Source organism: Gordonia humi, from assembly GCF_014197435.1.
Taxonomy (GTDB): Bacteria; Actinomycetota; Actinomycetes; order Mycobacteriales; family Mycobacteriaceae; genus Gordonia; species Gordonia humi.
This window is the reverse complement of record NZ_JACIFP010000001.1, coordinates 4,053,310-4,067,963: the sequence shown is the minus strand read 5'-3', so window position 1 is coordinate 4,067,963 and position 14,654 is coordinate 4,053,310. Positions and strand designations below refer to the sequence as shown.

General features: G+C 68.7%; 14 protein-coding genes. 7 read left to right on the top strand and 7 right to left on the bottom strand.

All coding sequences use genetic code 11. The features are described from left to right. The first annotated feature begins 4 nt into the window (after positions 1-4). Positions 5-1,387, top strand: coding sequence for an MmgE/PrpD family protein (locus BKA16_RS18745; protein WP_183372093.1), 1,383 nt, complete (start codon positions 5-7; stop codon positions 1,385-1,387). Between the two features lie 55 nt (positions 1,388-1,442). Here BKA16_RS18745 and BKA16_RS18740 read toward each other — a convergent pair whose 3' ends face one another. Further along, a complete protein-coding gene (locus BKA16_RS18740; RefSeq protein ID WP_183372092.1) occupies positions 1,443-2,489 on the bottom strand; it encodes an esterase-like activity of phytase family protein in 1,047 nt (348 codons plus the stop codon). A 63-nt stretch (positions 2,490-2,552) separates the two neighbouring features. Further along, entirely contained in the window at positions 2,553-3,521 is a 969-nt protein-coding gene (locus tag BKA16_RS18735; RefSeq protein ID WP_183372091.1) for an alpha/beta fold hydrolase, read from the bottom strand. Between the two features lie 70 nt (positions 3,522-3,591). Here BKA16_RS18735 and BKA16_RS18730 point away from each other — a divergent pair, with 70 nt between their 5' ends. Continuing rightward, the gene (locus BKA16_RS18730; RefSeq protein WP_183372090.1) at positions 3,592-4,758 is read left to right on the top strand and encodes a zinc-binding dehydrogenase; all 1,167 of its coding nucleotides are present in this window, start codon (positions 3,592-3,594) and stop codon (positions 4,756-4,758) included. Here BKA16_RS18730 and BKA16_RS18725 read toward each other — a convergent pair. Beyond that, the gene (locus BKA16_RS18725; RefSeq protein WP_183372089.1) at positions 4,755-5,492 is read right to left on the bottom strand and encodes a CPBP family intramembrane glutamic endopeptidase; all 738 of its coding nucleotides are present in this window, start codon (positions 5,490-5,492) and stop codon (positions 4,755-4,757) included. The two genes, BKA16_RS18730 and BKA16_RS18725, sit on opposite strands and share 4 nt — an antisense overlap. 31 nt (positions 5,493-5,523) lie before the next feature. Between BKA16_RS18725 and BKA16_RS18720 the strand changes: the two genes are divergently transcribed. Both BKA16_RS18720 and nrdF read left to right on the top strand, forming a co-directional pair. After that, the gene (locus tag BKA16_RS18720) at positions 5,524-6,261 is read left to right on the top strand and encodes a maleylpyruvate isomerase family mycothiol-dependent enzyme (protein WP_183372088.1); all 738 of its coding nucleotides are present in this window, start codon (positions 5,524-5,526) and stop codon (positions 6,259-6,261) included. A 141-nt stretch (positions 6,262-6,402) separates the two neighbouring features. Then, entirely contained in the window at positions 6,403-7,404 is a 1,002-nt protein-coding gene (nrdF, locus tag BKA16_RS18715) for a class 1b ribonucleoside-diphosphate reductase subunit beta (protein WP_183372087.1), read from the top strand. Positions 7,405-7,517: 113 nt separating this feature from the next. On the opposite strand, the gene BKA16_RS18710 is transcribed toward nrdF, so the two are convergent. Next, positions 7,518-8,675 (bottom strand): sensor histidine kinase, encoded by a 1,158-nt coding sequence (locus tag BKA16_RS18710; RefSeq protein ID WP_183372086.1) that lies wholly within the window; start codon positions 8,673-8,675, stop codon positions 7,518-7,520. A 5-nt stretch (positions 8,676-8,680) separates the two neighbouring features. Then, entirely contained in the window at positions 8,681-9,373 is a 693-nt protein-coding gene (locus BKA16_RS18705) for a response regulator transcription factor (protein ID WP_183372085.1), read from the bottom strand. Positions 9,374-9,504: 131 nt separating this feature from the next. Between BKA16_RS18705 and BKA16_RS18700 the strand changes: the two genes are divergently transcribed. The 3 genes from BKA16_RS18700 to arr are packed head-to-tail and all read left to right on the top strand — an operon-like array spanning position 9,505 to position 10,955. Beyond that, positions 9,505-10,011, top strand: a complete 507-nt coding sequence (locus tag BKA16_RS18700; RefSeq protein WP_246371818.1) for a DM13 domain-containing protein — start codon at positions 9,505-9,507, stop codon at positions 10,009-10,011. Position 10,012: 1 nt separating this feature from the next. Then, entirely contained in the window at positions 10,013-10,609 is a 597-nt protein-coding gene (locus BKA16_RS18695; RefSeq protein ID WP_183372084.1) for a DoxX family protein, read from the top strand. Continuing rightward, positions 10,545-10,955: an NAD(+)--rifampin ADP-ribosyltransferase gene (arr, locus tag BKA16_RS18690; protein ID WP_183372083.1), complete on the top strand. Its 411-nt coding sequence runs from the start codon at positions 10,545-10,547 to the stop codon at positions 10,953-10,955. The genes BKA16_RS18695 and arr overlap by 65 nt, the downstream gene beginning before the upstream one ends. Before the next feature lie 42 nt (positions 10,956-10,997). On the opposite strand, the gene BKA16_RS18685 is transcribed toward arr, so the two are convergent. Continuing rightward, positions 10,998-11,756 (bottom strand): hypothetical protein, encoded by a 759-nt coding sequence (locus BKA16_RS18685; RefSeq protein ID WP_183372082.1) that lies wholly within the window; start codon positions 11,754-11,756, stop codon positions 10,998-11,000. Beyond that, positions 11,753-14,629 (bottom strand): SNF2-related protein, encoded by a 2,877-nt coding sequence (locus tag BKA16_RS18680; RefSeq protein ID WP_183372081.1) that lies wholly within the window; start codon positions 14,627-14,629, stop codon positions 11,753-11,755. Before BKA16_RS18680 ends, BKA16_RS18685 begins: the two co-directional genes overlap by 4 nt. Between the last annotated feature and the right edge of the window lie 25 nt (positions 14,630-14,654).

Below are 14,654 nucleotides of genomic sequence, written 5' to 3'. Positions count from 1 at the left end.
ACAGTTGACTGACCTGAAACTCGATCTGACGCGGCTGGGCGGTTTCGTCGCCGACACCGATCACGACGGCGTCCCGGAGGAGACCTGGACGTTCGGGCGTCTGCTGCTGCTCGACTCGCTCGGCGCGTTGATCGGCGGCCTGCGCTATCCGGCCGTCCAGGAGATGGGGCGCACGCTGGCGATCGCCGACGAGGAGGCGGCGGCGGTCCCGTTCGCGTGGACCACCGTGCTCGGTGCGGCGGCCACCTGGCTCGACGCCGACTCCGGCGGATCGTTCCATCCGGCCGGTGCTCGGCTCCCACCCGTGCCGACCGCCCACCCGGCGCCGCATGTACTGCCCGCGCTGCTGCACGCGGTGACCCGCGGTCCGGTCGACGACGACGCCGCGATCACCGCCTTCGTTCTCGGCTGCGAGGTGGGACTTCGATTCGGCGTCGGGACCTCGCTGCGGCCGGGTCTGCATCCGCACGGCGTTCACGGGCCGATTGCGGCCGCCGTCGCGATGAGCGCGGTGACCGGGGCCGATGCGGGGCGGGTGGTGCGGGCCGTCGAACGCAGCGGATCGCTGCCACTGGCGGCGACGCTCGCCGTGCCGATGCACGGCGGCACAGTACGCAACGTGTGGACCGGTCTCGGCGCGTACTACGGCTCGCTCGCCGCGGCGACCGCGGGCGACAGCGCCGGCGCCGAGGGCGCGCTCGATGCTCTGTACGACGGCGTCGTCGCCACCGATGCCGATGTCGACGAGATCACCGGCGGGCTCGGGGAACGGTGGCGGGTGCGCGACAGCTACGTCAAACCGTACGCGTGCGCACGGTGGGTTCATCCGACACTCGACGCACTACGCATCGCGCTGGCGGACGCCGGTGGTCCGGCGCCGTCGGACATCGTCGCCGTCGAGGTCGAGACGTTCGCGTTCGCGGCGTCGCTGGACACGCGCGGCGCCGAGTCGGATCTGCACGCGCGCTTCTCGATCCCGCGCTGTGTGGCGTCGGTCGTCGTCGACGGCCGACTCGACGCCGAGGGCTTCCTGCCGGAGCGATTCGACAGGCCCGACGTCGAGATGCTGGTGGATCGCGTGCACCTGCGCGAGGTACCCGAGTTCTCGGCGGCGCTGCCGCAGCGACGGCCCGCGCGGGTCACCGTCCGGACGATCTCGGGCGCCTGGACCGCGGAGGTGCCCAACGCCCGCGGCAATCCGGACTCGGCGTTGACGGTCGACGAGATCGTCGAGAAGTTCCTCGGCAACGTCGGCCCGTTCCTGCCGCGCGATGTGCTCGATCCGGTGATCGACACGCTGACCGGCGTCGATGCTCGCGGCTCCGGTGGAACGTCATTGCGCGATCTGGCCCTCGCGGTTCGAGTTCAGGTGAGCGCGGCGTCGTAGCGGGTGTACGGGTTCTCCCACCGAGCGGGAGATTCCCGTTACCTCTGGGGCCGGCTCAGTCGACGGCCAGGATGTGGAACAGCGTCTTCTGCGATGAGCTGAAGTTGTCGTCGGAGACCAGGACGAGGGACCGTCGTCCGTCTTTCAGGCGCGGGCCGAACGACATGCCTTCGACATTGTCCGGGTTGCCGATCCGCGGGACGGAGGCGAAGTCGAAGACGAGTGTCTTCGGCATGGCCTTCACCGTCGACGGGACGCGCGAGTCGCCGGTGATCGGTTGCGCACCGCTGATCGTCGTCCAGAAGACCTTCACGTGATTGCGGCCCGTCGTGCCGTCGTAGCCTCGCTCGATCACGAGATAGTCGGTGCCGTTCAGGGCGAGGAGTTCGGAGGCGCCCTCCTCGCCGTCGACGGTCGGCAGGGGATCGGTGCGGTAGACGTACTCGTCGCGCACCGTACCGCTGTTCGACAGACGGAGCAGACGAGCGGGTGCACCCGTCTGTGTCGTGCCCTCCGGATCCTGGGCGAGCGAAGACTCGGTGAGCAGGCTGACGGTGCCGCCGTGGACGGCGGAGCCCTCGAATGCGAGGTTGTCGCGGAATCCGTGACTCGTGCCGGCGGAGCGGTAGCGGGCCGGAATCGGGTAGTCGCGGACCGGGATGCCGAACGACGTGTACTCACGGACGAACGGTGCGGCCTTCGTCGCGGTGACGCCCTCGGAGGTCACGATGGCGTTCCCATCGGGCCGCAGGCGGATCGACTCCAGGTCGAACGTCTGCGGAGCCAGGCCGAGCAGCGGCGCCTCTGTCGGTGCGGGGTGTCCGGTCAGCACACCCGACGCGGGCAGCCGATAGTAGCGGGCGGGACCGTGATCGCCCTTGTCGTCGCTGATCGCCACGAACTGTCCGGTCCTCGGTTCGTAGTCCAGGCCGGACAGTCCGCCGACGCGATGTCCCGCGACGGTGGTTCCGTTCGCCAACTGCGACGTCGAGACGTAGCTGAGGCGGATCGGCGAGGCCGGAGCGGCCTGCGCATGGGGTGCGGTCAGGGCCGTCGCGGCGAGCACACTTGCGGCGACAGTTCCGGCGAGGAGTCGTCTCATGACCGGGACTGTAGTTCGAACAGATGAGTCGGAGTCGACGCCACGGTGAACGGCGGGCGACGCCTACCTCCGCTGAACGGCGACCAGCGCGTCGTTCGCCGCCGCCCAGTGCTCGCCGAGAGAGCGTCCTCCGTGACCATCGGCCTCGTCGACGATCAACGTCGACCCGGGCCAGGCTCGGTGCAACCGCCAGGCCGTCTCGGCGGGACCCGAGACGTCCCGCCGGCCGTGGATCAGGTAACCGCGGATGCCGGCGACGCGGTCCATGCGCTCGAGCAACGGCGGCGAGAAGAAGCAGTCATGCGACCAGTAGTGCGCCGCGAGACGAGTGAACGCGAGCCGGAACCGATCGTCGTCCCATCGTGGATCTCGGCGCAGGCCGCCCGTGCCGATGGATATGTGCGTGTCCTCCCAACGCGCCCATTCCCGCGACGCGGCGTCACGCACGTGGTCGTCGGGGGAGTCGAGCAGTCGCGCATAGGCGTTCACGAGGCGGTCGCGTCCGCGCCGGTAGCCGACACCGGCCGCCTCCGCATGCGAGGCGAACCGGTCCCACGCTTCGGGGAAGATACGGCTGACGCCCTCGGTGATCCAGTCGATCTCGTGACGGGAGCCCGCCGTGACGGCGACCAGAACCAAGCCCGACACCCGCTCGGGACAGGCCTGCGCGTACGCCAATGCCAACGACGACCCCCACGAGATCCCGTTGACGATCCAACGGTCGATTCCGAGATGCGTTCGGACGGCCTCGATGTCGCCGATCAATGCCTGCGAGGTGTTCGTCTCCAACGACGTCGCCGGATCGGACGCATGCGGCACAGACCGCCCGCAGCCGCGCTGTTCGAAGCTGACGAGACGGACACGTTCGAGGGGGAAGCGCTCGCGGTACGCTCCGGTGCCGAGCGTTCCACCCGGTCCGCCGTGCAGGAAGAGGGCGGGGACGCCGTGGGGTGCGCCGCACTCCTCGACGTAGAGGCGCTGGTCGTCGACGTCGAGAAGGCTCGCGCGAGGCGAGTTCGGATCGGGCGGCATGACTCGAGTATCGACCATCGATTCGCCGGACCGCGGTGAACGTCGGGCCTCGCCACTACAGTTGCCAGGTATGAAAGCCGTTGTGTGCAGCCGGGGTCAGCTGACCGTCGACGACGTCGCCGATCCCGTCCCGGGACACGGTCAGGTGCTGCTCGACGTGGCACGCGCGGGCATCTGCGGATCCGACCTGCACGCGCGGCATCACGCGGACGTCGTCGCCGAGGTCGCGGAGACCGCGGGCTATCACCATATGATGCGTTCCGATCAGCGCGTGGTGATGGGGCACGAGTTCGTCGGAACCGTCGCCGAGTACGGGCCGGGCTGCCGTAGGCGGTGGAAGAAGGGAACGCGGGTCGTCGCGCTGCCGATGATCTCCGACGGCGCACGGCCGCACCTGACCGGGCTGTCGGAGAAGGCGCCGGGCGCCTACGCGGAGCAGGTGATCGCCGCCGAGTCGATGGTGCTGTCGGTGCCCGACGGTCTCTCGACCGAGGAGGCCGCACTGACCGAACCGATGGCCGTCGCGTGGCACGCGGTGCGTCGCGGCCAGGTGCGTCGCGGTCAGGCGGCCGTCGTGATCGGATGCGGCCCCATCGGCCTCGCGGTGATCGCGATGCTCAAGGCATCCGGAGTCAAGCAGATCGTCGCCAGCGATCTGTCACCGCGTCGGCGCGCACTGGCCGGGGAGATGGGTGCGACCGTCGTCGTCGATCCGCGCTTGACCGACCCGTTCGACGCCTACACGCCCGGACGCAACGAGGTGCGGTCGGTGTCCGACCTGGTCGGCGTCGCGCTCGGCACCATGGGAAAGCTGCGCGCGGTGCCCGGGCCGGTGCCGTGGTGGCGCGTGTTCCGACTCGCCGAGAGACTCGGCGAGGTGCCGGCGGGCCCGGTCGTGTTCGAATGCGTCGGAGTGCCGGGCATGATCTCGCAGCTCGTCGACTCCGCGCCGCTGCGCTCACGGATCGTCGTCGTCGGTGTGTGCATGGAGCAGGACGCGTTCATGCCTGCGATGGCGGGAACCAAGGAGATCGAGTTCCGGTTCGTATTCGGCTATGACCCGGGCGAGTTCCACGACACCCTGTCGATGATGGCCGACGGCAAGATGAACGTGAAGCCGTTGATCACGGGCACCGTCGGGCTCGGCGGAGTGGAGGCAGCGTTCGACGCGCTCGGTGATCCCGAGGTGCACGCGAAGATCCTCGTGGACCCGCGGAGCGGCGTGACGACGGTTTAACCCAGTCGCCACGCCAATGCCGCGGCGACGGCGCCCGCGGCATTGGCGGCCCAGTGCAGGGCGAGGCAGGGGAGCAGGCTGCCGGTCTTGACCCGGAGCCACCCGAACACGGCACCGGCCGCCCCGGTGAACGCCACCGCGCCCACCACGCCGAGTGCCTGTCCGGCGACTCCGGTGCCGAGGACGGCGCCGATGCCCTCGTTCCCGTCGGACAGTCCGATCGACGACACGACGTGCCACAGTCCGAACAGGACGGCCTGGACGGCGATCGACACCGGCACCGAATGACGGCGGAGCAACGCCCCGGTGATGATGCCGCGGAACAGCAGTTCCTCCGGGATCACCGTCTGGAACGGGATCAGCACGAATGCGGAGAACAGCGCCCACGGCAGGCTGCGATACGCATCGTTGTGGAACAGGCTTCGCAGCGGCGGGATCGCCAGGGCGATCCCGACTCCCAGGATCACGACGACCATGATCACCGCCGCCCATCGGGTGCCGCGGACGTATGTGTCGGGAGCGACGCCGAGATCCCCGGCGCGCAGACCCGATCCGACGGCGAGACAGACGGCGATCGCGGCGGTGATCGTCACGATCCATCGTGACCACGTGTAGTGCGTGAAGTGCATCGTCGTCTCGGCGGCGAAGATCGCGACGATCAGCGTGACGAGCAGGTAGTAGTAGCGGACGCGACGGCGGACGAGCGCGGCTCCGGACGGCGTCGTTCGATCCATCGACTTCCTCGATTCGGTTAGCGTCGAGTCTATGGAGAATGTCGCGCACTGGTTGGAATCGCTTGGAACAGAGGGATCTCAGATCTGTTCGACACCCGCGGTCGACCTCGCGAGGCCGGTGCCGACCTGCCCGGACTGGACGGTGCGGGATCTGGTCGTCCACATCGGAGCGGTCCATCGGTGGGCGGCACGGCATGTCGCCGAACCGGTCGACTCGACCGTCAGGTTCGGCTTCGACACCTCCGACGTCCCCGACGGCGACGCGGTGGTCGGCTGGTACGCCGACAGGCTGCGCGACTTGTGCGAAGTGCTTCGCGACACCGATCCGGACCGGCCGGTGCGCGCGTTCGGTCGTCCCGGCCTCGCCCGCTTCTGGTTCCGGAGACAGGCACACGAGACCGCGGTGCATCGGTGGGATCTGCAGAACGCGTCGGAGGCGGGACCGTCGCCGATCGACGCGGCGCTCGCCGTCGACGGCATCGCAGAGTGGTTCGAGGTGTTCGTCCCGCGGGTGCTCCGTCGCGCCGATCTGCCCGAGGGCGCAGTCGGCACGGTTGTCGGCGTGCGCCCCGACGACGCCGACGGACACACCGTTCGGCTGGCATCGGACGGTGCGACGACCGAGCCGCATGCGCGACCGGACGTCGTGGTGCGCGGGTCGGCGTCCGACATCCTGCTGGGCCTGTGGCGGCGCATCCCGATGAGAGACCTGACCGTCGACGGCGACACGCCGACCGTCGACGCCCTTCTCGACGTCGTACGCGTCTGACACAGCAGCGTGCTCGGCGTGTCGCGCCACGGGTCGTCATCGGTGGCCGAACACACCATGTTGTGGAGACCCAGGTTGTCGGCCCCTAGCGGTAGGGTTGACCACGTTCGTATCGATCTTCTTTCTTCAACGTGAGGTGCCATGTCTGAGACCGCCCACAGCCCTGCCGAAGGAGCACCGGTGAAGCTGGTGAGCCGAGTGTCGGCCATCAACTGGAATCGCGTCCTCGACGACAAGGATGCCGAGGTCTGGGATCGTCTGACCGGTAACTTCTGGCTGCCCGAGAAGGTCCCGGTCTCCAACGACATCCCGTCCTGGGGCACCCTCACCGACTACGAGAAGACGCTCACCATGCGTGTCTTCACCGGCCTCACCCTCCTCGACACGATCCAGGGCACCGTCGGCGCCATCTCGCTGATCCCCGACGCGGTCACGCCGCACGAGGAAGCGGTCATGACGAACATCGCGTTCATGGAGTCGGTGCACGCCAAGAGTTACAGCTCGATCTTCTCGACCCTCTGCTCCACCAAGGAGATCGACGAGGCGTTCCGCTGGTCGGAGGAGAACGAACATCTGCAGCGCAAGGCGCAGATCGTCATGGACTACTACCGCGGTGACGACCCGCTCAAGCGCAAGGTGGCCTCGACTCTTCTCGAGTCGTTCCTGTTCTACTCGGGCTTCTACCTGCCCATGTACTGGTCCTCGCGTGCCAAGCTGACGAACACCGCCGACATGATCCGCCTGATCATCCGCGACGAGGCCGTTCACGGCTACTACATCGGCTACAAGTACCAGCGCGGACTGGAGACGCAGACGCCGGAGCGTCGCGCCGAGCTCAAGGACTACACGTTCGAGCTGCTGTTCGAGCTGTACGACAACGAGACCGACTACACCGAGGCCCTCTACGACGAGGTCGGCCTGAGTGAGGACGTCAAGAAGTTCCTGCGGTACAACGCGAACAAGGCGCTGATGAACCTCGGCTACGAGGCGATGTTCCCGAAGGACGAGACCTCGGTGAACCCGGCGATCCTGTCGGCGCTGTCCCCGAACGCCGACGAGAACCACGACTTCTTCTCCGGCTCGGGCAGCTCGTACGTCATCGGCAAGGCCGTCAACACCGAAGACGACGACTGGGACTTCTGACCAGCATCGTCGTCGCCGTTCCGCCTGTCAGCAGTATTCGCGGCTGACAGGCGGAATGCGTCTCGTCGCCGTCGCCGTCCCGACGATCCGCTCCAGAGGTCGCACGCCGGGTGCTATCGCATGCCGGCTGCCGGTTCGCCCACCGGCAGCACGATGGACATCTCGAACCCGTCGGCGACGTGCCGGGCGCCGACGCCGCCGCCGTGTGCTTCGGCGATGCCGCGCACGATCGCCAGGCCGAGGCCGGCTCCCGGTCCGGTCGGAGAGTCGGAGTCGACGGTCCGCGCCGACCCGGCACGCCAGCCGACGTCGAACATGCGGCCCAGATCCTCGCTCGCCACACCCGGACCCTGATCGAGGACGCTCACGATGAGATGGTCGTCGCCGCGGTGGGAGGCGGTCACCAGCACGTCGGATCCGGCGGGTGCGTGACGCACGGCGTTGGCGAGGAGATTGCCGACCGCGCGCGAGAGCTCCCGGGGATCCGCCCAGAGCATGTGGCCTTCGATGTCCCGGTGTTCGATCCTGATGCCGCGAGACGCCGCAGCGTCGCGGACGTCGACGACGGCGTCGGACACCAGATCCAGGAGGGGGACGAGTTCGCGCTCGAGACGCAGAGTGCCGCTCTGCAGCGTCGACAGTGCGAACAGATCGTCGACCAGGTCGGTCAACGTGTCGACCCGGGTGCGGATGGTGCGTATGTAGGCGCCCGGTTCGGGAGCCACCCCGTCGTCGATGGCCTCGCTCATCGCTCGGATCCCGGCGAGCGGAGTGCGCAGATCATGCGAGATCCACGCGAAGAACTGTCTGCGCGCTTGATCGAGCTTCTCGACTTCGCCGCGAGCCAGTGCGAGTTGCTCCGACGCGTCGACGAGGCGTGCATGCAGATCGTTGAACTCGCGCCATCCCGGGTCGGCGGGCTCGATCACCGCACCGGCGGCGATGTGTCGCGCCGACTCGGCGAGTCGTCCGACCGAGACCGACACCGCGCGCGAGACCATCGCCCACGTGGCGACGAGGCTCACCAGAGTGGCGATCGCGACGACCCAGACCAGCACGGTCAGGTCGTGCGTGGAGAGGAACATCTCGACCATCACCGCGAGGACCGACGACACGATGGATGCGACCGCGGCGCAGACGACCACCGCGAACTGCGCGGCGACGCGGCCGCGCCGATTGAGGCGAAGCACCCCAGCCGCGACGAGCATCACGACGGCGGTGCAGATCGCCGTGGTCAGAGCGATCAGCCCGATGTCGGGGAGGGCGAGCATCGCGACTACTCCGTTCCGTTCGGGGTGAAGCGGTATCCGACACCCCACTCGGTGCGGAGGTAGATCGGATAGCGCGGTTCCGGCTCGATCTTCTCGCGCAGACGCCGCGCGTGAACGGTGACGGTCGACGCGTCGCCGAAGCTCCAGCCCCACACGTCGCCGAGGATGTCGTCCCGGGTGAGGATCTCGCCCGGACGCTGAACGCAGTACAGCAGCAGCTCGTACTCGCGCGTGGTCAGCACGATCTCGTTCGTCCCGATCCATGCGCGCCGGTGGGCGGGATCGATCCGAAACGCCCCCGCGGCGAACGGTGCGGCCGGGCCGGACGGGGTGTGTCGGCGTAGCTGTGCCTGCATGCGCAGCTGGAGCTCCTTCATCGAGAACGGTTTCGGCAGGTAGTCGTCGGCGCCGTGCTCGAGCCCCGCGATGCGCTGCTCCACCGCGCCGAGCGCGGTCAGCATGATGATCGGAATGTCCGATACGGCTCGCACACGGCGGCACAGCTCGTCGCCGCCGATCTCGGGCAGCATCCGGTCGATGACGAGGACGTCGGGCAGACCGATGTCGAGAGCATCGGCGGCCGACCGTCCGTCGCGGTACTGCGTGACTCGCCATCCGCCCGCCCGCAGATAGTCGCCGACCACCGTCCGCACCGCCGCGTCGTCCTCGACTAACACCACGTGTGGCCTGTTCTCCATACCGGCGACGCTACTCACCGCCCGTTCCCGAGTCGGCGGTTCTTACGGGCCTGAAAGATTCACGCCGCGTACCCGACCGGGCTGTTTGCCTGGTCCTGCATCATTCACATCGACCCGTCGGAGGGCACATCATGAACATGAACATCAAGAGCACAGCGGGCATCGGCCTTGTCGCCGTCGCACTCGCCCTCGGGCTCGCGGCCTGTGGAAGCGACGACTCCGCGTCGAACGGAGACGCGGCGATGTCGTCCGCGATGTCGATGTCCGCGATGGCGCAGTCGGACTCGTCGTCGATGGACGGCGACTCGACGACCCCGACCACCGGTATGGCCGACGCGGAGACCGGAGGCGAGTTCGCCGGCATGAACGGCAAGAGCGTCAGCGGCGACGTCTCGATCATGGGAGACACGGTGACGTTGTCCGGATTCTCGTCGGACGAGGGACCGGACCTTCACCTCTACCTGACCGACGGCACCGACGAGGCCGCGGTCGGCGCGGGCACCGAGATCGGCACCGTCGCCTTCGACAAGGCGTCGCAGACGTTCACGCTTCACGGTGTCGACACGTCGAAGTACCAGAACGTCGTCGTCCACTGCGATAAGGCGAAGGCCGTGTTCGGTGCCGCCTCGCTGTCGTGAGATGACCGCCTCGCGGTCGTCCGCGGCCGCCCGCCTCGGCTCCGTTCTCGCCGGAGTCGTGCGGGTGGCCCTCGGCGCGTTCTGGATACACGAAGGATTCGTGAAGTACCGTGCGGGGTTCGGTGTCAGTGACATCGCGTTGGTCGTGTCCGGGGCCGCGGACAATCCTCGAGTGCCCGCCTACTTCAGCTGGTTCGCGCGCTCGATCGTGCACCCGTGGGACGGCGTCTTCGCGATCGCGACACCCGCGGTCGAGACGGTGCTGGGCATCGCACTGATCCTCGGGATACTGACGCTGCCGTCCGCCGTCGCGGGAATCGGCCTGCTCCTGACGTACTGGTTGGCCGATCAGCTCATCGCTCAGTATCCGATCATGGCTGCGCTCGCCGTCGTGGTGATCCTCGTGCCGTCCGCAGCGGCGAGGTACTCGGCGCCGCGGCTCTGTCGGAGTCTGCGACGGATGCGGCGCGGCCGCGACAGTCGGCCGGTCGGCAGGCGGGACCGCTCGTGCGGGCACCGCCTACACTGGTCGCGTGGCCGACACCCTCGACTCCGGACCGTTCTTCCACGGGACCAGGGCGGCCCTCGTACCAGGTGATCTGCTGGTGCCGGGACGTCGATCGAACTACCGTCCAGAGATCGTGATGAATCACGTCTACTTCACCGCCCTTGTCGACGGTGCGGGACTCGCCGCCGAGGTCGCCGCGCTGAACGACGGAGCGCCACACGTCTACGAGGTGGAGCCGACCGGCGGATACGAGAACGATCCGAATGTCACCGACAGGAAGTTCCCGGGTAATCCGACCCGCTCGTACCGCACCGACGCCCCGCTGCGCGTGCTGCGGGAGATCACCGATTGGACGCGGCTCTCGCCCGAGGCACTGCAGATGTGGCGTGAGCGACTGTCCGCGATACGCGACGGTGGTGGGGAGATCATCAACTGAGGCAGTGGCGAGCGGCCGTCACCGTCGACACCCCGCCACCGATCACGTCCGCCGCTTCAACTCCGCGTAGAACGTCGCCAGATCGTCGAAGGCCTCGGCCAACTGAGTCGCCGGAACGCCGGACGCACGCAAGGCCGCGCGCAGCGCGGCGGGCTCCAGTTCGGTGAGGGCGTCGACGGAGGGGAACGGCGGAGGAGGCGGAAGGACGACGGAATCGCCGTAGAAGTCTTCGGGAAGGATCTCTCCGCCCGATGCGACGTCGTCGCCGCGATCGGTGTCATGGCCGCCGCCCGCCGCCGCCAACAGGGACGGCAGATCGGTGCCCATCACCTGCAGCAGGACGGTCGGACGCCGATCGATCTCGGCCGCGATCTCGAATGCCGTCGCCAGCACGTGAATGCAGCGCGGCGCCTCGTCCGGACAGGTACAACTCGATTCGATGTCCGCCGACTCGGTCGGGGCGATCAGGCTTCCGAGCCCGGCGGGCTGCTCGCCGCGCGCGGCGGCGAGGAGATCGTCGACGTCACCGGTGGCCCGCAGCAGGGAGACCACGGTGTCGGCGTCGACGGTGCGGGTCCTCAGGATCACTTCGAACGGATCGAGTTGGCTGCCGCGGACCGACGAGGTGATCACGCCGTCGCCGACTGCCAGAGCGTCGACGTTGCGGTCGCGGAAGTAGCGTCTGGCGCCGGTGATGTGACGGTGGTCGGCGCCCGTCTCGACGACGGAGACGAACGCCCGCGACCACGCGGTGATGCCGTAGCCGCGGATCGGGGCGGCCGCCCGCCTGCGCCCGGTCATTCGCCGACCGCCTCCTCGCGCAGCGCCAACAGATCGAACAGGGCGTCGTCGTCCAGATCGGACAACCAGCTCTCGCCGGTGCGCACCGTCAGCTGAGACAGCTCGCGCTTGGCGGTCACCATCTCATCGATCCGCTCTTCCAGAGTGCCGACGCAGACGAACTTGCGAACCTGCACATTGCGCGTCTGGCCGATGCGGTAGGCACGGTCGGTCGCCTGATCCTCGACCGCCGGATTCCACCAGCGGTCGGCGTGGATCACGTGGTTGGCGGCCACCAGATTCAGACCGGTGCCGCCGGCTTTGAGCGTCGCGATCAGAATCGGGGGTCCGCCGTCGCTCTGAAAGCGCTCCACCATGCCGTCGCGGTCGGTCCGGGATCGACCGCCGTGAAGGACGGGGACCTCGACACCGAGAATCGGCTCCAGCCATTCGCTGAGCAGTTCGGCGAAGGCGGCGAACTGGGTGAAGACCAGCGCCTTGTCGCCCTCGGCGATCAGCGTGCTCAGGATGTCGACGAGCAACTCCACCTTGCCGGACCGGTGGCGCCGTTTGCGCATCAACGCCGATCCGTCGGCCAGATAGTGGGCGGGGTGGTTGCAGATCTGTTTCAACCGGGTCAGCGCGGCGAGTACGCTTCGCCGCCGCTCACCGACCGGGTCGCGCTCGGCGAGCGCCTCCTGCAACTCGTTCAGCACCGCTTGATACAGACCGGCCTGCTCGGTCGTCAGATTGGTGCGCACGATCAGCTCCGACTTGTCCGGGAGATCGGGTGCGACGTCCGGATCGGTCTTGGCGCGACGCAGAATGAACGGTCCGGTCAGGGCGTTGAGTCTTCGCAGCGCATCCTGGTCGCGATCGCGTTCGATCGGTTCGGCGAACCGGGAACGGAACGCCGACGCGGTCCCCAACATCCCCGGATTCACCAGATCGACCACAGCCCGCAGGTCCTCGAGGCGGTTCTCCACGGGTGTACCCGTCAGGGCGACGCGGAGCCGGGCGGGTATGGCGCGCAACGCCTTCGCCGCCGCGGTGTTCACGTTCTTCACGTGCTGGGCCTCGTCGACGATCAGTTCGCTCCAGTCCAACGCGGACAGCTCGGCCCGGTCACGCGCCAGTGTCGCGAACGTCGTCAGGACGACGTCGACCTCGCCGGTGACGATCGCGTCCGTCGACCGTCCGGTCCCGTGATGGACCATGACACGCAGATCCGGCGCGAATGTCGCGAGTTCGCGATGCCAATTGCCGATCACCGACATCGGGCACACGACCAGCGCGGGCGAACGAGGCCCTCCGTCGTCGGCGCGCATCACCGTCAGCAGTGCGATCACCTGAACCGTCTTGCCGAGTCCCATGTCGTCGGCGAGCACCGCCCCCGCACCCAACGACCCGAGCGTGTGCAGCCAGTCCAGTCCGCGCTGCTGGTAAGGGCGCAGCGTGGCGTGGAGCGAGGCGGGGGCGACGACGGGTTCGGGAACGATCGTGCCGCCGCGCGCCACATCGTCGAGCCAGCCGAGACCGTGCACCGACGCCACCGGCAGGGGAAGCTTGTCGTTCGGATCGGCCACCAGATCGAGAAGCTCGCCCATGGTGGGTTTCGCATCCGGATCGGCGACGGCCCGTTGCGCGGCCAGGAACGCCGCCGCTCGATGAAGAGCCGCCCCCTCCGCGCGCATCCACTGTCCACGGACCCGCACCAGGTTCCCGTGCTGTTGCGCGAGCTCGTCCAGATCGGACTGGGTGAGTTCGGGCGATCCCGGTGCGTCGCCGAGCGCGAGGCGCCACTCGAAGTCGGCGATCTCGTCGAGTCCGACGAAACCGGGCCGGGCGCCGCCGTCCGGCACCGCCTGTCCGGCGCGCAGCGACAGGCTCGGCGACACGTCCGCGACCGTACGGGGCAGCAGGATGGTGACGCCCGCCCGCGCGATCGCATTCGCGCCGTGGTCGAACAGGTCGTCGACGGCGCCGGTGTCGAGCAGGAAGTCGAGCGAATGCGGATCGGTGTCGGACCGGAGCAGCGGATCGAACGCGCGGACCACGGTCGCGAGGTCGCCGGTGATCGACTCGAGCTCGTGCGGGTCGATCCGGTGGGGCGCGACCGGCACCACGTCGCCGGCCGGCGTGCGGCGGCACACCTCCAGACGCCACCGGGTCGCCGCGATCGGTGTCGGGTCGTCCGGGTCGTCCGCGGGTTCGTGGAGCCGCAGCACGAGCGACGCGGCCTCCGGCCCGATGGTCGCCAGCCATTCCGTCCATGCCGTCCGCGCGCCCGGCAGATCGGAGACGGCGACGGGCGCCGACGCCGCGAGGCCGGCGACGAGCGGGACCTGGGAACCGACACGCGTGCCGATACGGCGCCGTACCTCGTGGTCGAGGAGTTCGGCCGCGAAGTCGGCGATCGCCTCCGACCCGCCGTTCTCGGCGATCGCCGCGGGAGCGCCGCCGTGCGCCACCTGCATCCACGCGCGCCATGCGCTCGTCGGCATCGGCAGCCAGCGCACCTCGATGATCCCGGCGACGTCGACGATCCCCGGTGCCACCGCTCCCGCGTCGATCACCGCGCGTACGCCGGCCAGGACATACCGATAGAAGGCGACGTCGCCGCCGGGTGCCAGGTGGTCGAATCGGTCGAGGAACTGCACTGCGGTCGGGACACCGATCGCGGTGCCGTGCACGAACCCGCGCGACCCGTCCGAGGTGCGGAGCTCCACCGGATGCCGGAGTCGGCGGCCGCCCAGTAGATCCGTGAGCTGTCCGGGCAGGTCCGTCACCTCGTCGAGCCGCGAACCGGCGCTCACCGACTCCGCGTCGACACCGGGCCAGACGACCAGACCGAGGCCCGGTCGCCATAGGACTCGGACGGGCGGCGCGTTCACAGGCACAGTTCTACCCGAGGGCACC